Raw genomic sequence first — 25,440 nt, 5'->3', positions numbered from 1 at the left:
ACTCAACGGTCGTCATCGAGTACCCCCACCGGCAGCAGCAGGGCTGCACGGATCGCCTGGCATCCGGCCCGCGAACACCACGTGAGCTCAGACACTAACAGCCCGGTATGGCAATATGCGCGCCCGCTCACCGCTGGGACGGATCCGTAGTCGATCTTCGTCGCTGCCGGGATCGTCCTGTTCCGGACGATCCTGCTCTGTCCGCCGCTCCGACGACACGGCACACTGGTGCGCGATGACCACCACCACCGACCGGAACCGCAGCGTGAGCGGATTCCTTCCGGCACTCGAAGGGATGCGCGGCTTCGCCGCAGTGGGCGTGTTGATCACCCACGTCGCGTTCCAGACCGGCGCAGTGCACGACTCGCCGATCGGCCGGGTGTGGGCACGGTTCGACCTCGCCGTCGCCCTGTTCTTCGCCCTGTCCGGCTTCCTGCTGTGGCGTCCGCACGCCGCTGCGGCCCGCGGATTCGGACCGTCCCCCTCGGCGACCCGCTACTTCCTCTCCCGCGCCACCCGCATCCTCCCCGCCTACTGGACCGTCGTGATCCTGGTGCTGTGGTTGCTGCCCGGCGCGGGCGGCGGCGCGAAGGTGTGGTGGTCGAATCTCACGCTCGTGCAAGTGTTCGTCCCACTCACTCTCACCGAGGGCCTCACCCAGATGTGGAGTCTGTCGGTGGAGGTGGCCTTCTATCTCGTGCTGCCACTGCTGGCGCTGGCGGTGAGCGGGCTGCGCGGGGACGCCGCCCGATACCGCGTCCCGCTGCTGCTCGCCGTGAGCGGACTGTCGTTGCTGTGGGCGTGGATTCCGGTCGGCACCCCCGACCACATCAACCACACCAACTGGCTGCCCGGCTATCTGCCCTGGTTTGCGGCGGGCATGATCCTCGCCGAACTCGTCACCGGACCGGAGACATGGATCCACCGGCTCGCGGCGCGACGCGCGGTGATGGGAGCGATCGCGGTGGGCGCCTTCGCGGCCGCGGCCACCCCGCTGGCCGGACCGGAGACGCTGACCGATCTCGCACCCTCCGAGTACTTCGCCAAGATCGCCCTGGGCGCGATCATGAGCTTCGCGCTGCTCGCCCCGCTGACCCTCGCGCCGCGCCGGCAGCACCGCGTTCTGGCGAGCCCGGTCGCACTGGCCGTCGGGCGCTGGTCGTACGGCCTGTTCATCTGGCACCTCGCGGTGCTGTCGATCGTCTTCCCCGTCTTCGGGATCCCGGCCTTCGCGGGGCACTTCTGGTTCGTGCTGACGGTGACGGTCGTGCTGAGCCTGGCGGTCGCGTCCGTCAGTTACGCCCTCGTGGAGGAGCCGGCGCGCGCCGCCTTCCACCGCTGGGACAAGGCCCGGCGCGGCACCGCGGCCAGGCCCACCGCGACCACGCCGACGAGCGCCGCGAACTGAATCAGGAACGAGTGCCCGACATATCCGTCGGGTGATCGCCACGGCCCGGTGGACAGCAGCGCCATCGCCAGCATCGTTGCGCCGCCCGCGGTGCCCACGAGCACACGTGACGTCACGACGGGGCCGCGGCGCAGCACGAGCGCACCGATCCCCACCGCGCCGACGACCGCGACGGCGGCACCGACCCATCCCGCGAGGAGCGTCGCGGCGACCAGCACACCGGCCAGTGCGAGAGCCGACGAACCCCAGGTGCGCGGCGTCGGACCCGGATCCTCGTCGCGCCTGCGGGGCCACACGGCCGCCGCGAACAGCGGGACGAGCAACAACAGCCCGCCGAAGATCCCGAGCCGGTACCAGCGGTCGGTAGCGAACTCGAGGGTCAGCGTCTGCTGCGGGCCGGCCGGCACGATCCAGCCCTGCTGCCAGCCGTCCACGACGACCGGCGTCGCCACGGTGCCGTCCGGGGTGCGGGCCACCCAGCCGACGTTGGTGCTCTCGGGCACCACCACGAGCCGGTCCTCGTCGCCCGCCGGAACCGTCACCTCGCGCAGGTTCTCCGTCCAGCGGCCCTTGTCGAGTTCCGTCGGCTCCGCGACGGGCGCATCGGAACCGGGGACGTCGAGCCGCAGGCCCGAGACGACGAAGGCCGCGCCGGGATCGACGTCGATGTCGACCCGGCCCGGATTCATGCCGACGACGTCGGTGTCGCACAGCGTCGCAGGAACCTCCACGCCCGCGGCGAGATCGGCGACCCGCGCGGTGAGCGACGTGCGGTAACTGCGCCCGTCGATCTCCACGACGGGTCCGCGCTCGCAGTCGACGGTCACGGTCTCGTCGTAGACGGATCCCTGTGCGCCGATCGGCCCGTCGTCGCCGAGCACCGACACCTCGGCGAGCCCGGGAGGGGTGAGTTTCGAGAAACCCAGCACGGTGCGGTCGAGGGTGTCGCGCCAGCGCACCACGGTGAGTTCGATCCGGTCCGTGGCGTGCGGGGTCAGGTCGACGATCGTGTCGTCACCGTCGAGTTCGCGCACCTGAGGTCCGTTGCCGAGATTCACCGCGACCCGCGACGGCGCGACCGGCAGCGCTCCCAGCGCGGCCCTGATGTCCAACCCCGTGACGCGTCGTTCCTCGGGCAGTTCCAACGTGAGCGACGGCCTCGGCGCACCCGCTTCGAGCGAGCTCTCCTCCGCGGTCCACGACGTCCGGGGATCACCGTCGGTGAGGGCGAACGCCGAGCCCTGCAGGTCGACGACGTCGGCGTCACCGCGCGCGACGACCCGGTCCGAGCGGTCCACGAGATCTTCGAGTGCAGGCCCGGGACGTGCGCGCAGGAGCAGTTCCGGGCGGACCCAGGTCTCCTGCGGCACATCCAGGGTGCGGGTGAACACGCCGGGTTCCTCCGCGGAGGTGGCGAGCCCTCGCGCGCAGCGCACGCGGTCGTCGGTGTCGACGCAGCTGCCGCGGCCGGGGAACTCCTGTCCGAGCTGCCATCCGCGTACCGCGGCGTCCTCGGCAGGGCCCGGCACCACGATGCGGCGCCGGATGTCGATCGGGCGCGGATCGTTCCGGTCGGTGAAGTCCTCGACGACCACCTCGGTGAGACCGAACTGGTTGCCGACCGTGCCGCGTTCGGTGTGCACGGACGTGATGCGGATCCACGAGGTGGTGCCCAGCGGCAGCGCGACCGTCTGCTCGCGTCCCGGCTTGTCGACGCGCACCGCCGTGCTGCCCCGGTCGGTGGACACCTCGAGCCACTTGACGGGATCGCCCAGAGCACCGGAGCTCGTCGTCAGGTGCAGCAGACCCGCCTCGATAGGCCGGTCGAGGTCGAGCTGCAGCCACTGGCCGACCGCCGATTCGAGTCCGTTGCTGTGCCAGCCGGTCGTCGGGTCTCCGTCGACCACCGCGGCCGGGCTGCTCGCCACCGACGTGCCACCGAGCTGGGTGGCATCCGACGCCGCGCTCGACACGCTGATACGGGCGCCTTCCCATTCGGCCCGGACGAGTTCGGTGTCGGGCACCGGATAGTCGGGGACGGCGTTGTGGGTGCGGCGCGGGTCGTCGGCCGTGCGGATCGTCGACGAATGATGATCGACCTGCCCGTAGTCCGTCTCGCGGTCCGTCGGGGTGTCGGTGACCGTCACCTCGTCGACGGGGAGACCGGCGCGGGCCGCGTCGGCCGCGAGGAGTGTGGGACCGACGAAATCGGGCTGCGCGGTGTTGCGGCGCAGCAGAGCCTCGGGGCCACCCTGCACGACCGGCACGTCGGCGGCGTCCACGACATAGGGACCGACGGGCGCCGCGGCCGGTTCGGCGACACGGTAGATCTCCACGGCCGGATAGGTCGGTCGCAGGTCGGCGTCGGTGACGAAATCCTCCGGGTTGTCGAAGACGATGTCGTCACCGAACTCGGCGACCCGCTCGATGCCCGGCGAACCGTCGAGCGCGCGATGCACGAGGGCCGGTCGCGCAGCGGGGGAGGTGTCGGGATCGAGGTCGTTGCGCACCACCAGGAATCCGATGCCCTGGCCGCGCAGGGTGGCGGCGAGACCGTCGGACGGGCGGCCGTCGGCGATGTCGCGTTGCACGGCGTCGAGGGCGCGGATGGCGCCGGGCGGCACGAGCGGCACGGCGTCGCGCACGGCCCACGGCGTCGACGCGAGGGCCTGCAGTGGTTCGTCGCGGGTGAGGCCCCACAGCTGGCTGCCGAACGGCGCGCCGGGAACGATGAGGGCGCGTTCGCCGCGCTCGCTCGTGTTGTCCTCGAGCCAGGCAGCCGCGGCGTGCCAGTGTTCGGGGACCTCGTCGTAGGCGCCGCGCGGGGCGAGCCGGCCGGTCCACGCGAGCGAGGTCGCGAGCGTCATCGCGACGAGGATCAACGTCGTCACCGCGACCATCGGATTGCGTTCTGGATGTGCGAAGGCGTTCCGGGCGCGCGTCCACGGCACCGATCCGGGCAGCGGCACGGCGCGCAGCAGATGCGCGAGCCCGAGCACGATCGGCAGTCGCACGAGCGGTTCGAGCTTGTGGACGTTGCGCAGCGGCGCACCGGTGGTGTCGAGGAACAACCGGACCTGCTCGGCGAACGGCGAGTCGAGCTGGCCGACGTAGCCGACGCCCATGCCGACGAGGCCCACCACGAGGATCAGGGTGAGGCGACCGCGCGCCGGCATCGACCGCATCGCGAGACCGGCGAGACCGGCCGCGGCCAGGGCGCCGGTGACGAGGACGGCGGCGGGCTGCGTGACGAGCACGGCGCCCGCGATGCGTTCGGGGGAGACGAAGGGCGTCCAGCTGCTGGTGCCGCGCAGCACCTCGGTGAGCGACGTCCACTCGGTGGTGACACCGGACGATTCGATGAAGTCGAGGAAGGGCGGACTGACGCGGCCGAGCAACAGCAGCGGCACCATCCACCAGGTCACCGCGACGACGCACAGGGGCAGCCACCACAGCGTGAAGCGCCACCAGCGCCGGTTCGGGCGGTGCGCGGCCCACCACAGGGCCGCGACGAGACAGGCCGCGGCGGTCGCGACGGCGTTGATCGCGCCCATGAGCGCCACCGCCACGGCGGACTGCGCAGCGAGCCGGCGGGCCGAGCCGGGGTTCTGCGTGTTCAGATACCGCACCAACGGCAGCAGCACCCACGGCGCCAGCATCATCGGATGTGCTTCCGACGAGATGGAACCGAGGGTCGTGAGGACGCGCGGGGACAGCACGAACACCGTCGCCGCGATCAGGCGGGAGCTACGGCTCCCGATGCCGAGAGCTTCGGCGAGGCGGACGAGGCCCCAGAATCCGGCGACGAGCAGCAGCACCCACCACACCCGCTGGGTGATCCACGGGGGGATGTGCAGCAGTTGTCCCGCGGCGAAGAACGATCCGTGCGGGAAGAAGTAGCCGTACGCCTGGTTCTGCACCTGCCCGAGCGGCGCCACACTGCTCCACTGGTGAGCGGCGCGCGTGAGGAAGCCGATCGGGTTCTGCGTCAGGTCGTACTTGGTGTCGGCGACGACCAGGCCCGGAACCTGGGCGAACGACAGGACCACCGCCACCGCGGTGACTGCGTACAGCCACCGACGGGACAGCGGTTCGGCGGACGGGAGCTCCGTCTCGCCTCGGTACGTGCGTGAACTCGAAGCGTTGCCGGCGCCGTCAGCGGCTGCCGTACTCAACCTGGTTCAGGAGGGACGAATCGGCGTTGCCACTGCGATCGATCTGAGGGCGCGAATTCTCCTGTACAGCGGCCGTCACGCCGAAGACCGCCACGGCGCCGAGTACGGCACCGACGACCACGCTACCCAGGCCCGGTCCCAGGAACTTCCCCATTCCGTCTCCCCATCTCCAGTGACGCAGGCAGTCATCGCCGGCCGCCACGCTGTCTATCGGTCCGCGCCAAACTATCACCCCGGAAGGCGTCGGCGGACGGTGCGAGCCTCCGAGTCGATCTTCACCGTCGCGGCGGTGCGCTACACGCCCAGCGCGCCGAGCAGCGTGCGCAGTTTCGCGGTGGTCTCGTCGAGTTCGGCGACGGGATCGGAATCGGCCACGATGCCACCTCCGGCCCAGGCCACGGCGCGTCGGCCGTCGGAACTGAGCTCCGCGCACCGGATGGCGACGAACCAGTCGCCGTCGCCCTGTTCGTCGCACCAGCCCACCGCGCCGCCGTAGAAGCGCCGGTCGCCCTCGACCCGGGAGATCACGTCCAGCGCGGCCTCGGTCGGGGTGCCCGCCACGGCCGGGGTGGGATGCAGGACGTGGGCGAGGGTGAGCGCGTCGGTACCGGGGTCGCGGAGGGTGCCGGTGATCGGCGTGGCGAGATGCCAGACATCGGGGGTCGCGGTGAGCTCGGGCTTGTCGGGGATGTCGAGGTCGCTGCACAACGGGGCCAGTCGCGTGCGGATCCAGTCGACGACGAAACCGTGCTCGGTGAGGTTCTTGTCCGAGGTCAGCAGTTCCTCACCGGCACGACGGTCCTCGTCCGGATCGGCCCGGCGTGCGGCGGTCCCGGCGAGGGGACGGCACGTGACGGTGTCACCGCGTCGGCTCACGAGCAGTTCGGGGGTCGCGCCGACCAGCGTGTGCCCCCAGTAGCGTTCACCCGCCGCGCTCAGGTCCAGCGCGTACGTCGCCGCGTCGGGATGGCGTTCGATCATGCGGGCCGCGAGCGCGAGCGGGTCGAGGGGGTCGTCGGCCTCGAGCGCGACCCGCCGGGCGGCGACGACCTTCTCCATCTCCCCGAGGGACAACCGCTCGACGAGCCGGCGCACCCGCTCGACGTGCACGCGGGGCAGTGGCAGCTCGGCGGAGATCCGCACCGGTGGCAGGTCCGACAGGTCGGACGGGGCCTGCCACGGGCCGTCGGTGATCTCGACGTCGTCGGGCTGCGCGAGGGCCACCGGACGGTGCCGCGAGAACGGCAGTGCACCGACGACGATCGTCGCCTTGCCGCTGCGGAGTGCCTGCGTGGCGGAGTGGACGTCGTCGAAGAACCGGCGGGTGCCGGTGGCGTGCACCGAGTGTTCGGCGCGCGAGAGCAGGAATCCGTCCATGGTGGATCGACAATATCCCTGCCTGTACCCGGCGCGCCGGTGACCCGGTGCGGGGCGTCAGCGACCCGGCGGCACGATCAGGACCGGTCTGTGACTGTGCCGGAGCACATGATCGGCCACCGACGACTGCAACAGCGACCGCAGACCGGTGGTGCCGCGGGTACCGGTGACGATGATGTCGACGTCGAGCTCGTCGGCGGCCTCGATGATCGCCGACCACACCGCGTTGACGACCTCGACGGTGCGGCCCTCGGCGTGCAGACCCGTCGAGCGGGCCAACTCGAGGCCCTCGTCGTTGGTGATGCGCGCGTCGGACAATGCGACGTCCTCGCTGTCCTCGTCGGGCACCCAGTCGGGTTGCATGACGCCGGACAGGCCGGACATGCGGGCGGCCTGCCGGACCATCGGTTCCCAGGCGGTGACGACGACGGCGCGGCAGGACTCGAGGAAACGACCCGCATACTGCACGGCACGCTTCGAGTTCTCGGAACCGTCGTAGGCGATGAGGATCAGATCTGCGCCCACCGCGTACCCCCTGGGTCGGATTCGGATGCTCGGGTGCACCTTAACCCGCCGGAGCGTCCCTGGGGGAGGTTCGAGCTGTGGGTCTCCGAGGTTCGTCCGCTACCGTCGGCACCATGCGGATCCGTCACACTGTCGCCGCCGTGCTCGCGGTCGCCCTCACAACCGCGGGATGCGGTTCGTCCGATTCGGGCGGCGACGACCCGGTCGAGGCGACGTCGAGTTCGGCGACCGCCCCGTCCACCACCGCGACCGCCACGACCACCGAGGCGACCGCAGCTGCGACGTCGGCGACCTGCGGCGACGATCTGCTCGCCCGGCTGACGCTGCGGCAGAAGCTCGCCCAGTTGCTCAACGTCGGGGTCACGAGCGCCGCCGACGCGCAGGCCGTCGTCGAGTCGGAGCAGATCGGCGGCATCTTCATCGGCAGCTGGACCGACGCGTCGATGCTCACCGACCGTCTCGTGCCGCAGGTCGCTGCGCAGAGCGCGTTGCCGCTCATGGTCACGATCGACGAGGAGGGCGGCCGCGTGTCGCGCGTCGGCGACCTGTTCGGGCCCGACCCGTCCGCGCGGGAGACGGCGCAGACGATGACGGTCGACGAGACCTACCGGATGGCGTTCGAACGCGGACAGGAACTGAAGTCGCTGGGCATCACCGTCGACTTCGCGCCGGACGTCGACGTGAGCAGCCAGCCCGACGACTCCGTCATCGGCGACCGCTCGTTCTCCGACGATCCCGAGGTCGTCACGCAGTACGCCGGCGCCTATGCGCGGGGACTGATCGACGCGGGAATCATGCCGGTGCTCAAGCACTTCCCGGGCCACGGCTCGGCCTCCGGCGATTCGCACACCGGTGCCGTGACCACCCCGCCGATCGAGCAACTGCAGCAGAGCGATCTCGTGCCGTACCGCAGCCTGGTCTCACCCGAGGTGGGCGTCATGCTCGGCCACCTCGACGTGCCGGGTCTGACCGGCGGGCTGCCCGCGAGCATCAGCCCGGCGGCGGTGGACCTGCTCCGCTCGGGTGCCTACGGCGGCCCCGCCTTCGGTGGTGTGATCTTCACCGACGACCTGTCGGGGATGCGCGCGATCACCGACACCTACGGCATCACCGAGGCCGTCGAGGCCGCGATGGTGGCGGGCGTGAACCAGGCACTGTGGCTGACCACCGACGAGGTGCCCGCCGTGCTCGACCATCTCGAGCAGGTCGTCGCGGAGGGAACGCTCTCACCGGAATGGGTCGACGAGTCGGTACGGACCGTGACACGCGCGAAGGGCGCTCTGGACTGCTGAAATGTCGCAGGTTGCTTCGACCGCAGGCTTCCTACCGTAGAGTAAGAACTTCATTCGAGGAGTCCGGGAGGAGTCATGGCGGGCGGAACCAAGCGACTGCCGCGTGCGGTCCGCGAGCAACAGATGCTGGACGCCGCCGTCGAAGTGTTCTCCGAGCACGGTTTCCACAACACGTCCATGGACGCCATCGCGGCGCGGGCGTCGATCTCGAAGCCGATGCTCTACCTGTACTACGGGTCGAAGGACGAGTTGTTCGCGGCGTGCATCGCCCGCGAAGGACAGCGGTTCGTCGAGGCACTCACACCGGCGGGCGACCCCACCCTCGCTCCGCGTGAACAACTGCGGGTCGCGCTCGAGTCGTTCCTCGGCTTCGTCGACGAGCACCGGCCGTCGTGGATGGTCCTCTATCGTCAGGCGCTGTCGCAGCAGGCCTTCGCGCCCCAGGTGCAGGGCAGCCGCGACCGGCTGATCGAACTCACCGCGCACCTGCTCGAATCGAGCACGCGCGATCCGGAACCCGACACGAACTTCACGATCATGGCCGTCGCGCTCGTCGGTGCCGGTGAGGCCGTCGCCGACCGCATCGCCGGCGGTGAGATCGACGTGCAGCAGGCCGCGGATCTGCTCGAGAACCTGGCCTGGCGCGGTCTCGCGGGACGCAAGCGCTCCGATCAGATGCACTGATCCGCCTCGCCGGGAAGGTCTCTGCGGCACGGTGATTCGGCCACAAGGGTTCGGGCGGGGCGGAACGCCCCCATCGCGTCCCGCCCCGCCCGAAGTCTCGGTGGTTCCCCGCCCTACCGCAGCGTGGCGGTCAGGTGCGGGTACTGCTTCTTCGGATGCCGCAGTGCCAGATCCCATCCGTCGGCGACGTGCTGCGCGTACAGGCTCAGCGACGACGGCAACAGCACCGGCTTCCCGAACCGCACCGCGTAGGTCACCTTGCCGGGGATCCGTCCCTCGACGGCCGAGAGGGTGGCCGCCGCACTCCACATGCCGTGGGCGATGGTCTTCGGGAATCCGAAGGCCTTGGCGCCCAGGGTCGAGACGTGGATCGGGTTGCGGTCACCGGAGACCGCAGCGTAGCGGTCGATGACCTTCTGGTCGACCCGCAGAGTGGAGGTGGGGACCGGGGGGATCTCCTCCTTCGGCTCCGGCTTGGGCTGACCCGACAGCGACGTGCGCTGCTGGTGCAGGAAGGTCGACGTCTGACGCCACACCAGTTCGCGTCCGACGTTGACCTCGCTGACGAGATCGACGAGCAGGCCCTTGCGGTGTTCGCGCATGTTCTCCGCGTGCACCGCGATGTCGAGCGGTTCGGTGACCGAGATCGGCCGGAACTGCTCGATCACGTTCTCGGCGTGCACCGAACCGACGGCGGCGAACGGAAAGCCCTTCGACACCATCAGTTTCATCACGAGCGGGAACGTGAGGATGAACGGATAGGTCAGCGGCAGGCTGTCGCCGAACCGCAACCCGCACACCTTGGTGTACTCGGCGAGATTGTCGGGATCGACCTTCAGCGACCGCAGGACCAGGACGTCGTCGGGCAGGCTGTCGCCCGACGCACCCACCACGGGCAGTGCTCCGAGCACGGCCCTGCTGTAGATGTCGAAGGTCGACGGCAGTGAGGACATTTCGATCCGTGCCATCTAGGCCCCCAGCATGGACTGGCCGCACACGCGCACGACCTGCCCGGTCACGGCGCTCGACGCCGGGTTGGCGAACCAGGCGACGGTCTCGGCGACGTCGACGGTCTCACCGCCCTGCTGCAGCGAGCTCATCAGGCGGCCGGCCTCGCGAGTGGCGACCGGGATCGCGGCCGTCATGGCGGTCTCGATGAAGCCCGGAGCGACGGCGTTGACGGTGATCTTCTTGTCGGCGAGCGCCTCACTGGTCGCCTGGACGAGGCCGATGACACCGGCCTTCGAGGCGCCGTAGTTCGTCTGGCCGCGGTTACCGGCGATACCGGCGATCGACGACACGTCCACGACCCGGCCGCCCTCCTTCAGCGCGCCCTTCTCGACGAGCACGTCGGTGATCTTCTGCGGGGCGATCAGGTTCACGGCCATCACGGCGTTCCAGCGAGCGGCGTCCATGTTGACGAGCAGCTTGTCGCGGGTGATGCCGGCGTTGTGGACGATGATGTCGGCGCCGCCGTGACGCTCGAGCAGGTGCGCGGCCAGCTTCTCGCCGGCGTCGGGGGCGGTGACGTCGAGCGCGAAGGCGGTGCCGCCGACCTTGTTGGCGGTCTGGGTCAGCGCGTCGCCGGCCGCGGGGACGTCGGCAGCGACGACGGTCGCGCCGTCGCGGGCGAGGACCTCGGCGATCGTCGCGCCGATGCCGCGGGCCGCGCCGGTGACGACCGCGACCTTGCCGGCGAGCGGGCGCTCCCACGACTCGGGGGCGGTGGCGTCGCCCTCACCGATGCGGATCACCTGGGCGTCGACGAAGGCCGACTTCGCCGAGAGCAGGAAGCGCAGTGTCGACTCCACACCGGACAGGCCGGTCGCGGCCTTCGGGGAGACGTAGACGAGCTGCACGGTGGCGCCGCGACGCAGTTCCTTGCCGACGCTGCGCGTGAAGCCCTCGAGGGCGCGCTGGGCGATGCGCTCGTCGACCGATCCGGCCTCCTCGGGCGTGGTGCCCAGGACGACGACGCGGCCGCTCGGGGCGAGATTGCGCAGGGAGGGCTGGAAGAACGTGAAGAGCTGTTCGAGGCCCGCGGGGTCGGTGATGCCGGTAGCGTCGAAGACGAGTGCGCCGAACTTCGTGTCGGACGGCTCGGCGAACGTGTAGTCGCTCAGGAGGTTGCGGATCGGTTCGACCAGGCGGCCGTTGCCGCCGAGCAGGACGGGGCCGGGGAGCGGGGGCTCGCCGGGCTGGTAGCGCCGGAGCTTCTCGGGCTGTGGCAGACCGAACTGCTTGGCGAGGAACGCTCCGGGTGCGGACGAGATGAGCTGGGCGTAGAGCTTGGGTGCGCCCTTGGCTTCGGCCACGATTCCACCTTCTTCGATTCGGTCGTCGGTGCAGTGTTCGACAGCAAGCGTGTTCGACAACAAACTTACCCGTGAGTAAGAATAGTAGCCAGAATTCGAATCCGTCCGAAACCGGGAGACACCAGTGACCACCAAAGCCCGTTCCACGCAGCAGCGCCGTGTCGCCGTTCTCGGAGGCAACCGGATCCCGTTCGCCCGGTCCGACCGCAAGTACGCCCGCGCGTCCAACCAGGACATGTTCACCGCGACCCTCGACGGTCTCGTCGGCCGCTTCAACCTGCAGGGCGAGCGCCTCGGCGCCGTCGTCGGCGGTGCGGTCCTCAAGCACGCCCGCGACTTCAACCTCGTCCGCGAGAGCGTGCTCGGCAGCGCGCTGAGCCCGTACACCCCGGCCTGGGATCTGCAGCAGGCGTGCGGCACCGGCCTGCAGTCGATCATCTCGGTCGGCGACGCCATCGCCGCCGGACGGATCGAGGCAGGTATCGGCGGCGGCGTCGACACCACCTCCGACGCCCCGATCGCCGTGAACAACCAGCTCCGCGAGTTCCTGCTCTCCCTGAACCGGGCCCGCACCACGGCCGACCGGGTCAAGCTGCTCGGCAACGTCCGCCCGTCGATGCTCGGCATCGAGATCCCGCGCAACGGCGAGCCGCGCACCGGCCTGTCGATGGGTGAGCACGCCGCGATCACCGCCAAGGAATTCGGTGTCTCCCGCGAGGCGCAGGACGAACTGGCCGTCGCGAGCCACCGCAACATGGCCGCCGCCTACGACCGGGGCTTCTTCGACGACCTCGTCACCCCGTTCCTCGGCCTGACCCGCGACGACAACCTGCGTCCCGACTCGTCGGTCGAGAAGCTGTCGACGCTGAAGCCGGTCTTCGGCACCAAGCTCGGCGACGCCACCATGACCGCCGGCAACTCGACGCCGCTCACCGACGGTGCGTCGGCCGCGCTGCTGTCGAGCGAGGAGTGGGCCGCCGAGCGCAAGCTGCCCGTGCTCGCCTACCTCGTGGACTCCGAGACCGCCGCCGTCGACTACATCCACGGTGGCGACGGACTGCTCATGGCGCCCACCTACGCCATCCCGCGCCTGCTGCGGCGCAACGGCCTGACCCTGCAGGATTTCGACTTCTACGAGATCCACGAGGCCTTCGCCTCCGTGGTGCTCGCCACCCTCCAGGCGTTCGAGTCGGAGGAGTACTGCAAGGGCAAGCTGGGCCTCGACGCCCCGCTCGGCTCGATCGACCGCAGCAAGCTCAACATCAACGGCTCGTCGCTGGCGGCCGGCCACCCGTTCGCCGCAACCGGCGGCCGGATCGTCGCCTCGCTGGCCAAGATGCTGCACGAGAAGAAGCAGGAGACCGGCAAGCCCGTCCGCGGCCTGATCTCCATCTGCGCCGCAGGTGGACAGGGTGTCACGGCGATTCTCGAGGCCTGATCGACCCGCTTCGGAAGTCGTTGAGAAAGAAAGTTCCGTTCGGTGTGTAACGCTCCGCGACGGACAGCGATAGACCCAGCGACCCCGCGCTGCTGCCTGACCCCCGACCTGGTAGCAACGCGGGGTCTTCGCATTCCGGGCGAAGCCGCCCGAAGCTGGGGCACTACCCTTGAAACCAGGTAGTCGGCGCGCGAATTCGACAGCGCCCAGCTTTGCGAAGGGATCCGGGTGAGCGGCAGCAACGGGACCGACGAGTCCCCTCACGAGCACGACGACGCACGAACCGAGAACGTCGGTTCGACGGCGGAGTCGGCTCGCGAGGCCGAGGGTGCGTCGGCTCCTACGGAGCGTTTCGAAGCGGTCGATCCTCACCGGGAGGTGGCCGAGGCGAAGGCGAGCAGTGTCACCGAGCCGAAGGCGAGCAGTGTCACCGAGGCGCAGGCCGAGGCTCCGCAGCCGGCAGCCGCCGAAACGCCGGAGGCGAGCGGACCGGCGGAGACGCAGGTCGGAGAGCCGAAGACCGAAGTCATGGCTGCCCCGCAGGCTCCTGCAGAGGCCCGAACCGAGAACACGGCAGCTTCCACCGGCGCGGACGAGCCCCCGACCGAGAACGTCCATCCCTCGGAGGCGCCCACCGCGGTCATCCCGGTCGTCGCGCCGGGAAACCGGGCACCGGGCGACGGATCGTCCGCCGCCACCGATCGGCTCCTCCGTTCGCAGGGGGAACAGAACCCGGCACAGCCCGGTCCGGCACAGCCCGGTCCCGAACAGCCGGGGGCTCCCGTCCCACCCACGTCGACGGCAATGCCCTCGGCTGCCCACCCACCGCAGGGCGACCAACCGACCCAGCAGATGCAGGCGGGTCCGCCGCCGCAGGGGCCGCCTCCCGTCACTCCTCCGCCCACGGGCGGACCGGGAGGTTCCGGCGGAGACGGCGACGAACCGGGTAAGCCGGGATCGAATCTGCCCCGGCGCACGATCGCGCTCGTCGTCGGTGGCGTCGTTGCACTGCTCGCCGTGTTCTACGTGGCGGATCTGGCGTTGTCGTCGGGCAAGGTGCCGCGCGGCGTCACCGTCGCAGGTGTCGAGATCGGCGGCATGTCGCTCGACGCGGCCGAGGCCGAACTCACCGAGCAACTGACGCCGCGTCTCGACATGCCCGTCGACGTCACCGCCGGCGACACCCAGGGGCAGATCGTGCCGTCGGAGGCCGGGATCGGGATCGACTGGCCCGCGACGCTCGACCAGGTGGGTTCGCAGCCCCTCAATCCGTTCACGCGACTCGCATCCTTCTTCGGGAACGACGAGGTCGGCGTGGTCTCCACGCGCGACGAGGTCGCTCTCTCCGCAGCCATCGAGAAGGCCGCTGCCGCCGCCGCGCACGAACCGCGCGAGGGCAACATCGTCTTCGAGGACGGCACACCCGTTCCGGTGACGCCGCAGCCCGGCCAGCAACTCGACGTGGCCGTCGCAGGCGACGTCTTCGCCGAGCGCTGGCCGTACGGCGACGTCTCGCTGCCCGTCGAAAGCGTCGACGTCACCGTCACCCGCGAGGGCCTCGACCGGGCGCTGGCGGAGGTCGCCGTTCCGGCCGTGGCACAGGATCTGGTCGTCCGGGGACTCGACGGGGCCGTCGGTGTGCTGCCGCGCGATGCGGTGGGCGCCGTCCTGTCGTTCGTACCGGACGGTTCGGGCGGACTCGAACCGCAGTACGACACCGAGGCCGCGATCGGCATCCTCGCGCCGCAGCTCGCCCCGTCGGAGACGGAGCCGAAGGATGCGCGGATCGTCCTCGACGGTGGTCGTCCGACGATCGTGCCCAGTGAGACCGGCGAGATGGTCGATTGGCCCGTCACTCTCGAGAGGTTGCCCGACCTGCTGAAGGAGGAGGGCGACCGCAGCACCGACGCGGTGTACAAGAAGGCCGAACCCGAACTCACCACCGAAGGTGCCGAGAAGCTCGGCATCAAGGAAGTGGTCTCGGAGTTCACCACCAGCGGCTTCGAATACGCGTCCGGCGTCAACATCCGGTTGGCCGCCCAGGAGATCAACGGCGCCATCGTCAAGCCGGGGGAGACGTTCTCCTTCAACGACTACACCGGTCCGCGCGGTGCGGCGGAGGGGTACATCGAGTCGGGCATCATCGAGGCCGGACGTCCCGGTAAGGCCGTGGGCGGTGGCATCAGCCAGCTCGCGACCACCCTCTACAACGCGACCTATTTCGCCGGGATGGAGGACGTCGAGCACACCGAGCACAGCTACTACATCTCCCGGTACCCGGCGGCCCGCGAGGCCACGATCTACGACGGTGCCATCGACCTGAAGTTCCGCAACCCGTTCGACACGGGCGTCCTGATCCAGACCATCGGCACGAGCTCGGACATCACGGTGCGTATCTGGGGCACCAAGACCGTCGACGTCCAGTCGATCACCGGCAACCGCACGAACTTCACCTCGCCCAACACGATCACGTTGCCCGCCGGTTCGGCCTGTATCCCGTCGAGCGGCGCGCAGGGCTTCACCGTCACCGACACCCGGATCGTCACCGACGCACGGACGGGCGCGCAGATCTCGAACGCGACCCGCACGGTCCGGTACGACCCGGTCCCGATCGTGAAGTGCATCAGCCCCGAACCGGAACCCAGTGACGAGCCCTCCGGTGGCGGCGACGACGCGACCTCCGGCGGTGCCGATTCGGAGGACGCACCCGCGCCGGCCCCCGAATCGCCTGCGGCGGAAGCCCCGGCAGCGGGTGGCCCCGAGAAGGAGTAGCGGACGTCCTCGAAACTCGGGGGAGGTTGTGTGCGGTTCCGGTGAGGAAAACCGCACACAACCTCCCCTTACTTCGTCACTCGGGAAGCGCCACCACGTCGGGGATCTCGCCGTCGAGGATGCGGAGCTGCGCGTCGCGCAGTTGCTTCTCACCGTGCCGCTGCAACCACGCCTTACCGGACGGGAAGCGGCCCACCACATGGTGTTTGACGACGTTCACGGCGAAGCGGCCCACCGGATACCAGGGCGGACGTAGCGGGACCTTCAGAGCGAGCACCCCGGACGGGCCGAGAAGTGTTGTCGCGAGAGACAGTCCGCGTTCGTATTCGTACCGTCGGCGCAGTGCTTGGAGACGCGGATACCGCGTGTGGAGCGGGAGTTCGACGAGCGACCTGGCGAGCATGTGGCTGTTCTCGTCGGCCGCGGGTGAGGACGACCCGATCTGGTACATCATCCGCAGTCCCGCGCGCTCCTCGAACCGGAGCCACTTCGGGTCGACGCCCATCAACCACCCGACGTACGCCCACAGGTGCAGGACGGCCTCGGCCTCACGCCGGGTGTATCGCACCCCCAGGACGCGGGTGTGGAGCAGGAAGGTGATCGAGAACAGGCCCAGCGTGCCGGCCTGGTCGAACTGGTTGACCGGTAGTCCGCGGAACTCGGTGTCCCACTCGCCGTCGTGCTCGTGGTGGTAGTCGACGAAGGCGTGCATCAGTCGCACGTGCACCGAGAGCGTGAAGCCCTTGCCGAATCGTTCGAGACCGCCGTCGGCGACGCACCCGTTCCACCACGTCCCGGTCTCGGCGATGCGTCGACGGGTGCGCTCGCCGGTGAGACGACCGGACGAGGTCAGCACCGGCAGCGGACCGGAGTTGTTGTATCCGCCGAGCAGCGAGCCGTAGGCGAGGACGTCGCCGACGTCGGATCCGACCCTGCGCAGCGTGCGGGCGCCGAGGGCGATCCTGTCGCGGTCGACCCAGTCGGGGGTGTCCTCGAGCATCTCGAAGTACTTCCGGAGCACGGGAGGGGCGTCGGGGACGGCGTCGATGCCCTCGGCGAGCGCGGTGCGGAACTGCGCGAGGGTGACGGTGCGGTCGCGCCGGATGGCCCGCACCAACTCGGCGCTCGGTTCGTCGCGCTCGAGCAGGGCACGGCGCAGGGCGTCCGCTTCCTCGGGCGTGGCGTCGGGAGCGCGTCCCGCGAACGGCCGCAGGGGTGCGGTGATGCGGGCGGCCTTCTCGCGGTCGCGCATGTACCGAGTCGTGGTCGGCGTGCCGGTGATGGTCACAGGCTCAGAGTGCTACTGACAACAAGGGTTGTCAATGCTGCTCCCGAAACGACGAGACCGACGTCGTGTGCGAAATCCGTGGGGAAATCGCGCACAACGTCGGTCTCGTCTATCGCGCTACCGCCGTGAGCGGTTCGATCAGAACGCTGCTTCGTCGAGCTCCATGATGTCGAGGTCGACGTCGGTGATGATCTGACGTGCGACGCTCAGCTCCGGCAGGACGTTCTTGGCAAAGAAGGACGCGGCCGCGACCTTGCCCTCGTAGAACGCCTTGTCCGAGGCATCGACGCCGGCATCGAGCGCGGAGAGCGCGATCTCGGCGTGCTCGAGCAGCAGCCAGCCGATCATCAGGTCGCCGAACGCCTCGAGGAAGCGGACGGAGCCGAGGCCGACCTTGTACAGCTCGGTGGGCTGCTCCTGCGCACCCATGAGGTACTGGGTGAGCGTGGCGACCATCGTCTGGGTTTCGCCGAGGGCGGTGGCCAGGAGCGTGCGCTCCTTCTTCAGGCGCTGGTCGGCGTCGTCGCGCTCGACGAACTTCTTGATCTCACCGGCGACGTGGGCGAGCGCCACACCGCGGTCGCGGGCGATCTTCCGGAAGAAGAAGTCCTGCGCCTGGATGGCGGTGGTGCCCTCGTACAGCGAGTCGATCTTCGAGTCGCGGATGTACTGCTCGATCGGGTAGTCCTGCAGGAAGCCCGAACCGCCGAGGGTCTGGAGCGAATCCTTCAGGTACTGGTAGGCCCGCTCGGAGCCGCAGCCCTTGACGACCGGCAGCAGCAGGTCGTTGATGCGGTGCGCGAGACCGGCGTCGGCGCCGGAGACCTGCTCGGCGACGGAGTCGTCCTGGTGGGCGGCGGTGTACAGGTACACGGCGCGCAGACCCTCGGAGTAGGCCTTCTGCATCGCGAGCGAACGACGGACGTCCGGGTGGTGCATGATCGACACGCGCGGGGCGGTCTTGTCGGACATCTTGGTCAGGTCGGCGCCCTGGATGCGCTCCTTGGCGTAGTCGAGGGCGTTGAGGTAGCCGGTCGACAGGGTCGCGATGGCCTTGGTGCCGACCATCATGCGAGCGTGCTCGATGACGTCGAACATCTGCGCGATGCCGTTGTGGACCTCACCGACGAGCCAGCCCTGGGCCGGAACGCCGTGGCCGCCGAAGGTGACCTCGCAGGTCGCGGAGGCCTTGATGCCCATCTTGTGTTCGACGTTGGTGACGAACACGCCGTTGCGCTCGCCCATCTCGTTCTTCTCGAAGTCGAAGTGGAACTTCGGGACGAAGAACAGCGACAGGCCCTTGGTGCCGGGGCCGGCACCCTCGGGGCGGGCGAGGACGAGGTGGAAGATGTTCTCGAACAGGTCGTCGGAGTCGGCCGAGGTGATGAACCGCTTGACGCCCTCGATGTGCCAGGAGCCGTCGTCCTGCTTGATCGCCTTGGTGCGACCGGCGCCGACATCGGAGCCGGCGTCGGGCTCGGTGAGGACCATGGTGGCGCCCCAGCCGCGCTCGACGCAGGTGGCGGCCCACTGCTTCTGCTCATCGGTGCCGTTGTCGTACAGCACGCCCGCGAAGGCCGGACCGGCCGCGTACATGAACGCCGCCGGCTGGGCGCCGAGCATCATCTCGTTGACGGCCCACAGGAGGCTGCGGGGTGCGTCGGTGCCGCCGATCTCCTCAGGGATGCCCATCGACCAGTAACCGGCGTCCCACCAGGCGCGGAACGACTTCTTGAACGGCTCGGGAAGCGACACCGAATGGGTTTCGGGGTCGAAGACCGGCGGGTTGCGGTCGGCGTCGGCGAAGCCTTCGGCGGCCGGCCCCTCGGCCAGTGCCTTGACCTCGGCGAGGATGCCGCGTGCGGTGTCCTCGTCCAGATCGCCGAACTTGCCGGCTTCGAGGACCTTCTGAATCTTCAGGAACTCGAAGAGGTTGAACTCGAGGTCGCGGAGGTTGCTCTTGTAATGGCCCATGTCGTCGGTGTCTCCCAGTGTGGTGCGGTCCAGCTGGCTTCAAGTACCGCCCAAGTTATTACTCGTCGGTAACATCTCCATGTTACTCGTCAGGCAACTAACTGCCAAGAGGTGGTTTGCTCGCCACGACGAGCGCGTCGATCGCGGTTCCCGCATCGGTTTCCCGATATCGCCGTTCGGCAATCCTGATTTCCAATCTGCCGTCGATTTCCTCGACGAGATCGGTTAGTGTGTAGAGGATTTCCTTGTCCTGCGGTCCACCCACGCCCTCGTCGGGATTTATCGCATCGTGCCCCAGGAATATGAGGATTCCTTCAGGTTTCAGCGAATTGATCGCACGGTCGAGAAGCGCCCTCCGCTGTGGCGGAGGGAAATGCAGGAAGGCTAAGAGAATCAGGTCATATCCGCCGTCGAACGAGTCGGCCGTCACATCCGCGAGGACGTAACGGAGCCGGTCCCGCGAACGCGACGGTGCCTGCGCTGCGATCCGGCGGGCCTTGTCGAGGGCGACCTCGGAGAAGTCGACGCCCACGACCTCCCATCCGCGCGTCGCCAGCCACAGGGAGTGACGACCTTCACCGCACCCGAGATCGAGGGCGCGACCGTGCGGCAGCGACGCCACGTGTTCGACGATCACCGGATTGGGCGGTGCGCCCCAGATCAGTTCCGACGCCGCATACTTCTCGTTCCAGTCCCGTGCATCCATACCGCGACGCTAGCCTCGTCCGGTGGACGGGACGGCCGCTTGCGGTACCGGTCACGGAAGCGCATCGTCGGGGCTGCGCTGTGACGAAACCGTGACCTGCGATATCGTTGACCGGATGCGATGTGCCGACACGAGGTACATCGAGGAGGAGGAGTTCGTCTGATGGGTGCACAGATCGCTGTCCCCGCCCCGCTGAGGAACAGCGCGCTGCTCGGTCTGGGTGTGCACCGCCCCGAGCGCATCGTCACCAACGACGAGATCTGCCAGCAGATCGACTCGAGCGACGAATGGATCCAGTCGCGGTCCGGCATCAAGGAGCGCCGCTTCGCGAAGCAGCATCCGGAGGAGTCGGTCGTCGACATGGCGACGAGCTCCGCCGAGCAGGCCCTCGCGGCCGCCGGTCTCACGGGTGCGCAGATCGACACCGTGATCGTCGCGACCTCCACCTACCCCTTCCAGACCCCGCAGGCCGCGGCTCTCGTCGCCGACCGCATCGGCACCGGTGGTGCCGCGGCGCTCGACATCCAGGCCGGCTGCGCAGGCTTCTGCTACGCCCTCGGTGTCGCCTCCGACCTCGTGCGCGCCGGAACGGCCGAGCACGTGCTCGTCGTCGGCGTCGAGCGCATGAGCGACACCACCGAGCCCACCGATCGCTCGGTGCGCTTCATCTTCGGCGACGGTGCCGGTGCCGTGGTCGTCGGCCCGTCCGACGAGGTCGGCGTCGGCCCCACCGTCTGGGGCTCCGACGGTTCCCAGGCCAACGCGATCCGTCAGGAACCCGACTGGGTCGACTTCGCCACCAACCCGAACCAGAAGCGTCCCTGGATCATCATGGAGGGCACCGCGGTCTTCCGCTGGGCCGCCTTCGAGATGAGCAAGTTCGCCCGGCAGATCGCCGACAAGGCCGGCGTGGCCCTCGAGGACCTCGACGCCTTCGTCCCGCACCAGGCCAACCTGCGAATCAACGATGTCATCGTCAAGCAGCTCGAACTGCCCGAGACGGTCGCGGTCGCCGACGACATCATCGAGACCGGCAACACCTCCGCCGCGTCCATCCCGCTGGCGATGGAGAAGATGCTGCGCACCGGTCAGGTCGAGGCCGGATCCACCGCGCTGCTCCTCGCGTTCGGTGCCGGCCTGTCGTACGCGGGCCAGGTCGTGAAGATGCCCCCGCTGGCGAAGTAGGAAGCAGCGGCAGTACGACTTCGTAGCAGTATCGACATATGGCGAGCACTCGCACGTCGTCCATTCCCCGTTGGGTCTGGATCCTGTGCTTCATCGTGGTCAGCGTGGTCGTCGTCCTCCTCGAACCCGTGGGGGACGACGAACCGGCCGGTCCCGGCGGCGGCACGGTCGAGAACCCCTCCGAAGCCCTCGAGGCGCTGGCGGCACTGCCCGTCCGGCCCGCCGAACCGCAGAGTGGCTACGACCGTTCGCTGTTCGGTTCGGCCTGGACCGACGAGGTGACCGTCGACCTGGGGCGCAACGGCTGCGACACCCGTAACGACATCCTCCGGCGCGACCTCGTCGACGTCTCCTTCGAGCCGGGGAAGAAGCAGTGCACGGTCGTCGCCGGCACCCTCGAGGACCCGTACACGGGGAAGACGATCTCCTTCCGTCGAGGGGTCGAGACCTCGTCCGCCGTGCAGATCGACCATGTCGTGGCCCTGTCCGATGCGTGGAAGAAGGGCGCTCGCTATCTGGACGATCAGGCGAAGCGGAACCTCGCGAACGATCCGCGCAACCTGATCGCCGTCGACGGCCCCACCAACCAGGGCAAGGGCGACTCCGACGCGTCGGAGTGGCTGCCGCCGAACACCGCCTACCACTGCGAGTACGTCGTGCGGCAGATCGAGGTGAAGACCGTCTACGAACTGTGGGTCACCCAGGCGGAACACGACGCGATGGCGCGCGTCCTCGCTTCCTGCTGATCACGCCTCCAGCAGGGCCCGCACGATGTCGTCCTCCGACATCAGCACGTGCGCCGCGGCCGGCCCGAGGGGCACGTAGCTGTCGTGGGAGGTGACCCGCGTGATCCGGCCCTGCCACGCATCGTCGACGAGGGTCGCGACGACCGATTCCGCGACCCCTCCGCTGCGCCGTGTCTCGTCGACCACCACCACGCGCTCGAAGCGGCGGACGTGTTCGAGCAGCGCGGTCGTCGGCAGCGGCGACAACCACTGCAGGTCGAGGACGGTCGCTGCGACTCCCGCGCGACGGACGGCCCGCAGACTCATCGGCACCCCGTTCCCGAAGGTCGCCACCAGCACGTCGCGCCCGTCTCCGTAGACGCACACCGATCCCGGTGGGAGTCCGGCGGTGTCGGGAACCTGCTGCCACAGTCCGTCGCCCTCGTCGTAGAGGTCGCGTCGGTGGTACAGCGCGATCGGTTCCAGGTACACGCAGACCCGGCCTTCCCGGCGGGCCAGCTCGACGCACGTGCGCAGCAGGGCACCGGCCGTGGCGGGTGAGCTCGGCACGGCCAGCACGAGACCGGGGATGTCGCGCAGCACCGCGACGGAATCGTCGTTGTGGAAGTGCCCGCCGAAGCCGCGCTGGTAGGGCAGGCCCGCGATGCGCACGACCATCGGATTGCGGTACCGCCCGTCGGAGAAGAACGCCAGACTCGCCGCCTCCCCGCGCAACTGGTCCTCGGCGTTGTGCAGATAGGCCAGGTATTGGATCTCCGGGATCGGCAGCATGCCCGCGACGGCGAAGCCCAGCGCGGTGCCGAGGATCGTCTGTTCGTCGAGCAGGGTGTCGAACACGCGCAGGCGCCCGAAGCGTTCCTGCAGTCCTCGAGTGACCCCGTAGACCCCGCCCTTGAGACCGACGTCCTCACCGAAGACGCAGACGTGGGGATCCTCCTCGAGCAATTGCCCGAGCGTGCGGGTGACGGCCCGGGCGAGCGTGAGCGGTTCACCGGCAGGGTGCGGATCGTCGTCGACGTGCACGAGCCCGGATTCGAGCGGGCGCATCACTTCGGCGGCGGTCGCCAGTCGCGGCGGTCGCCGCAGTGAGTCCGCGACGGAGTCGACCTCGGCCCGTATCCGCTCGTACCGGTCGAGAACCCCTGCGGCATCGAGCACTCCGCGTGCGACGAGTTCACGGGCCGTGCCCACCAGAGGGTCCCGTTCGTGATCGGCGGCGAGATCCGACGGGCTGCGGTAGGCCGACTCGACGTCGGAACCGGCATGACCGAGGAAACGCACCACCCGCACGTGCAACAGGACCGGAGCCCGGGTCGTGCGCACCGTCTCCACGGCATCGGTTGCGGCAGCGAGCATCTCCACCGGATCGGCGCCGTCCACCGACCGGTACTCGATCCCCGGATACGACGACAGCGACCGCTCGAGCCAGCCGGGCGGGGTGGGCACGCTGATGCCGAGTCCGTTGTCCTCGCACACCAGCAGCAACGGCAACGGCAACCCGCGGTGACGGCAGTAGGCGGCCGCGTTCAGGGCGCCGACGGCCGTCGAATGGTTCGCCGAGGCGTCACCGAAACTGCACACCACCACCGAATCCCACGGCCACGCCGCGTCGAGCCCGAGTCGCTGCATCCGCGGTAGCGCGAGGGCGAGACCGACGGCCCGCGGCAGGTGCGAGGCGATGGTCGACGTCTGCGGCAGGATGTTCAGGTCGGCGTTGCCGAACACCTTGTGCCGGCCCGCCGAGATCGGATCGAGCGTGGACGCCGCGCATCCGGCGAGTACGTCGCGGATCGGGGTGCTGCCCTCGACGAACGACCCGCGAGCCGCGTAGAAACCGCCCGAACGGTAGTGCAGCAGAGCGGGATCCGTCACCCGCGTGCACAATCCCAACGCGGCGTTCGATTCGTGGCCCGCCGACGCGATGGTGTAGAAACCCTCGCCGCGTCCCTGCAGGGTGCGGGCCGCGACATCGAGGTGCCGCGACTGCACCTGGGCGTCGAAGTATCGCACCAGCAGATCGTCGTCGACCCGCCGGTCGACCGGACGCGTCGGCGGTGCGTGCCCGGGCAGAGCGCGCACCGCGGTGACGAAACGTTCGTCGAGTTCGTCGGCGGCGGTCACCCCTTCTTTCTACGCCCTGATCACCTCGGAAGGAGGTGGATCGGACCCCCGTCGTTCGGGAACGGCAGCGACGTGAAGTTCATCGGCGCGACGTAGTCGGCCGGCACGTGCCAGCGGAAACGCAGCAGCAGATGGTGCAGCACCGTCTTGATCTCCGCTCCCGAGAAGTGCATGCCCAGGCATCGGTGCGCGCCACCGCCGAAGGGCGCCCACGCGTACTTGTGCACCTTGTCCTCGCGGCGCTCCGGCGAGAACCGCTCGGGATCGAAACGCTCCGGGTCGGGCCACAATTCAGGCATGTGGTGGGAGAAGTGCATCCCGAGATTGAGGAGGGTTCCCTTCGGGACGAAGTGGCCGAGGATCTCGGTGTCCTTCGCCGCGCGTCGCACGACACCCGGCACCGGGGTCACCAGCCGCTGGCATTCCTTGATCACCAGGTCCAGCGAGGTCAGTTCGTCGAGCCGGTCGAAGCTCGGCGTGGTGGTGCCGAGCGCGTCGGACTCCTCGCGGCAGCGCTGCTGCCATTCGGGGAACTGGCCGAGATACTGCATCGCCGTCGACAGTGTGATCGTCGAGGTGTCGTGCGCGGCCATCATCAGGAAGATCATGTGGTTGACCACGTCGTCGTCCGAGAATCGTTCGCCTTCTTCGGATTCGACGTGACAGAACACCGAGAAGATGTCGTCGCCGTCCCCCGCACGACGCGCGGGGAGGTAGTGCCGGAAGAATTTCTCGAGGCGTGCCCGTCCCACGATGCCGCGACGCCACCGCGTGCCCGGAAGCGGGTAGCGCACGATGGCGGTGGCCGCCTGCACGCATCCGATGAAAGCCCGGTTCACCTCGTCCATCTCGCGTGCGGACGACCCCTCGGCGCCGCCCATGAAGATCTCCGTCGCGAGACCCAGGGTCAGTTCCTTGAGCGCCGGGTACACGCGGAAATCGTCGCGCGGTGTCCACCCGTCGAGGGTCCGTTCGATCGACGGGTGCATGCGGTCGGTGTAGAGGGACAGGCGGTCGCGGGTGAACGCCTGCGACATGATGCGACGGTGCGCGGTGTGCTCGTCGCCGTCGAGCAGCATGAGCCCACGGTCGAAGAACGGTCCGATCAGGGCCCGCCATCCCGGTCCGTTCAGCAGCGCGCGGTCGCGGTTCTGCAGGGCCGCGCCGACGGCGTCGGGGCCGAGCAGCACCACCCAGGGATGCCCGGCGAAGCGGAACCACGAGACCGGGCCGTGCTCGTGGTACCGATGCGTATACGCCGCAACGGGATCGCGCATGTACTTCAGCGCGTAACCGACATAGGGGAGGCCGTTGTCGCCGGGGACGGGAGCGAGGCCTGGAGGCGGGGGAGCGAGCATCTTCGTCACGGGCGCATCTCCGGGTGGTCGGAATCTGACGCTGGCTGTAGTCAGATCCAATGTAGCGCGCATCACA

18 protein-coding genes are annotated in these 25,440 nt (G+C 69.2%); 7 read left to right on the top strand and 11 right to left on the bottom strand.

Features of this window, described 5'->3' with window-relative positions; all coding sequences use genetic code 11:
* Window positions 1–235: 235 nt before the first annotated feature.
* Window positions 236–1,408, top strand: coding sequence for an acyltransferase family protein (locus tag U9J23_RS20545; RefSeq protein WP_145709647.1), 1,173 nt, complete (start codon window positions 236–238; stop codon window positions 1,406–1,408).
* On the opposite strand, the gene U9J23_RS20540 is transcribed toward U9J23_RS20545, so the two are convergent.
* The 4 genes from U9J23_RS20540 to U9J23_RS20525 form a co-directional block, all read right to left on the bottom strand.
* The gene (locus U9J23_RS20540; protein WP_085469741.1) at window positions 1,297–5,583 is read right to left on the bottom strand and encodes an alpha-(1->3)-arabinofuranosyltransferase; all 4,287 of its coding nucleotides are present in this window, start codon (window positions 5,581–5,583) and stop codon (window positions 1,297–1,299) included. The two genes, U9J23_RS20545 and U9J23_RS20540, sit on opposite strands and share 112 nt — an antisense overlap.
* Entirely contained in the window at window positions 5,564–5,737 is a 174-nt protein-coding gene (locus tag U9J23_RS20535) for a DUF2613 domain-containing protein (RefSeq protein WP_006552672.1), read from the bottom strand. The genes U9J23_RS20540 and U9J23_RS20535 overlap by 20 nt, the downstream gene beginning before the upstream one ends.
* 140 nt (window positions 5,738–5,877) lie before the next feature.
* Window positions 5,878–6,960, bottom strand: a complete 1,083-nt coding sequence (locus U9J23_RS20530; protein WP_326600144.1) for an isochorismate synthase — start codon at window positions 6,958–6,960, stop codon at window positions 5,878–5,880.
* Between the two features lie 57 nt (window positions 6,961–7,017).
* The gene (locus U9J23_RS20525) at window positions 7,018–7,485 is read right to left on the bottom strand and encodes a universal stress protein (RefSeq protein WP_016695522.1); all 468 of its coding nucleotides are present in this window, start codon (window positions 7,483–7,485) and stop codon (window positions 7,018–7,020) included.
* Between the two features lie 113 nt (window positions 7,486–7,598).
* On the opposite strand from U9J23_RS20525, the gene U9J23_RS20520 reads away from it, so the two are divergent.
* Complete coding sequence (locus U9J23_RS20520; protein ID WP_059383864.1) at window positions 7,599–8,777, top strand: glycoside hydrolase family 3 N-terminal domain-containing protein; 1,179 nt, start codon at window positions 7,599–7,601, stop codon at window positions 8,775–8,777.
* Between the two features lie 75 nt (window positions 8,778–8,852).
* Complete coding sequence (locus tag U9J23_RS20515) at window positions 8,853–9,461, top strand: TetR/AcrR family transcriptional regulator (protein WP_006552668.1); 609 nt, start codon at window positions 8,853–8,855, stop codon at window positions 9,459–9,461.
* Between the two features lie 113 nt (window positions 9,462–9,574).
* Here the strand turns inward: U9J23_RS20515 and U9J23_RS20510 are convergent, their stop codons facing one another.
* A complete protein-coding gene (locus U9J23_RS20510; protein ID WP_326600140.1) occupies window positions 9,575–10,429 on the bottom strand; it encodes a MaoC/PaaZ C-terminal domain-containing protein in 855 nt (284 codons plus the stop codon).
* Window positions 10,430–11,776, bottom strand: a complete 1,347-nt coding sequence (locus U9J23_RS20505) for a 3-oxoacyl-ACP reductase (protein ID WP_326600138.1) — start codon at window positions 11,774–11,776, stop codon at window positions 10,430–10,432. It lies immediately after the preceding gene.
* Between the two features lie 124 nt (window positions 11,777–11,900).
* On the opposite strand from U9J23_RS20505, the gene U9J23_RS20500 reads away from it, so the two are divergent.
* Window positions 11,901–13,214 (top strand): acetyl-CoA C-acetyltransferase, encoded by a 1,314-nt coding sequence (locus tag U9J23_RS20500; RefSeq protein ID WP_326600136.1) that lies wholly within the window; start codon window positions 11,901–11,903, stop codon window positions 13,212–13,214.
* 228 nt (window positions 13,215–13,442) lie between these two features.
* Window positions 13,443–15,986 carry a VanW family protein gene (locus tag U9J23_RS20495; RefSeq protein WP_326600134.1) on the top strand — a complete coding sequence of 848 codons (2,544 nt, stop codon included), beginning with the start codon at window positions 13,443–13,445 and terminating at the stop codon, window positions 15,984–15,986.
* Window positions 15,987–16,062: 76 nt separating this feature from the next.
* Here the strand turns inward: U9J23_RS20495 and U9J23_RS20490 are convergent, their stop codons facing one another.
* From U9J23_RS20490 to U9J23_RS20480, 3 genes are all read right to left on the bottom strand, one after another.
* Complete coding sequence (locus U9J23_RS20490; protein WP_272268071.1) at window positions 16,063–17,274, bottom strand: oxygenase MpaB family protein; 1,212 nt, start codon at window positions 17,272–17,274, stop codon at window positions 16,063–16,065.
* 138 nt (window positions 17,275–17,412) lie between these two features.
* The gene (locus tag U9J23_RS20485) at window positions 17,413–19,248 is read right to left on the bottom strand and encodes an acyl-CoA dehydrogenase (RefSeq protein WP_016696249.1); all 1,836 of its coding nucleotides are present in this window, start codon (window positions 19,246–19,248) and stop codon (window positions 17,413–17,415) included.
* Window positions 19,249–19,345: 97 nt separating this feature from the next.
* Window positions 19,346–19,954, bottom strand: a complete 609-nt coding sequence (locus U9J23_RS20480; protein WP_326600131.1) for an SAM-dependent methyltransferase — start codon at window positions 19,952–19,954, stop codon at window positions 19,346–19,348.
* Between the two features lie 162 nt (window positions 19,955–20,116).
* Between U9J23_RS20480 and U9J23_RS20475 the strand changes: the two genes are divergently transcribed.
* Window positions 20,117–21,139 carry a beta-ketoacyl-ACP synthase III gene (locus U9J23_RS20475; protein ID WP_106201242.1) on the top strand — a complete coding sequence of 341 codons (1,023 nt, stop codon included), beginning with the start codon at window positions 20,117–20,119 and terminating at the stop codon, window positions 21,137–21,139.
* Between the two features lie 38 nt (window positions 21,140–21,177).
* Window positions 21,178–21,885, top strand: coding sequence for an HNH endonuclease family protein (locus tag U9J23_RS20470; RefSeq protein WP_059383795.1), 708 nt, complete (start codon window positions 21,178–21,180; stop codon window positions 21,883–21,885).
* Here U9J23_RS20470 and U9J23_RS20465 read toward each other — a convergent pair whose 3' ends face one another.
* Together U9J23_RS20465 and U9J23_RS20460 are read right to left on the bottom strand one after the other, a co-directional pair.
* Window positions 21,886–24,006, bottom strand: a complete 2,121-nt coding sequence (locus U9J23_RS20465) for a thiamine pyrophosphate-dependent enzyme (RefSeq protein ID WP_095092056.1) — start codon at window positions 24,004–24,006, stop codon at window positions 21,886–21,888.
* A 20-nt stretch (window positions 24,007–24,026) separates the two neighbouring features.
* Window positions 24,027–25,373: a cytochrome P450 gene (locus U9J23_RS20460; protein WP_059383796.1), complete on the bottom strand. Its 1,347-nt coding sequence runs from the start codon at window positions 25,371–25,373 to the stop codon at window positions 24,027–24,029.
* Window positions 25,374–25,440 lie beyond the last annotated feature (67 nt).

Origin of the sequence: Rhodococcus sp. PD04 (genome assembly GCF_035918275.1) — a bacterium.
In the GTDB taxonomy this organism is placed as follows: Bacteria; Actinomycetota; Actinomycetes; order Mycobacteriales; family Mycobacteriaceae; genus Rhodococcus; species Rhodococcus rhodochrous.
This window is presented reverse-complemented; position numbering and strand designations above follow the sequence as displayed.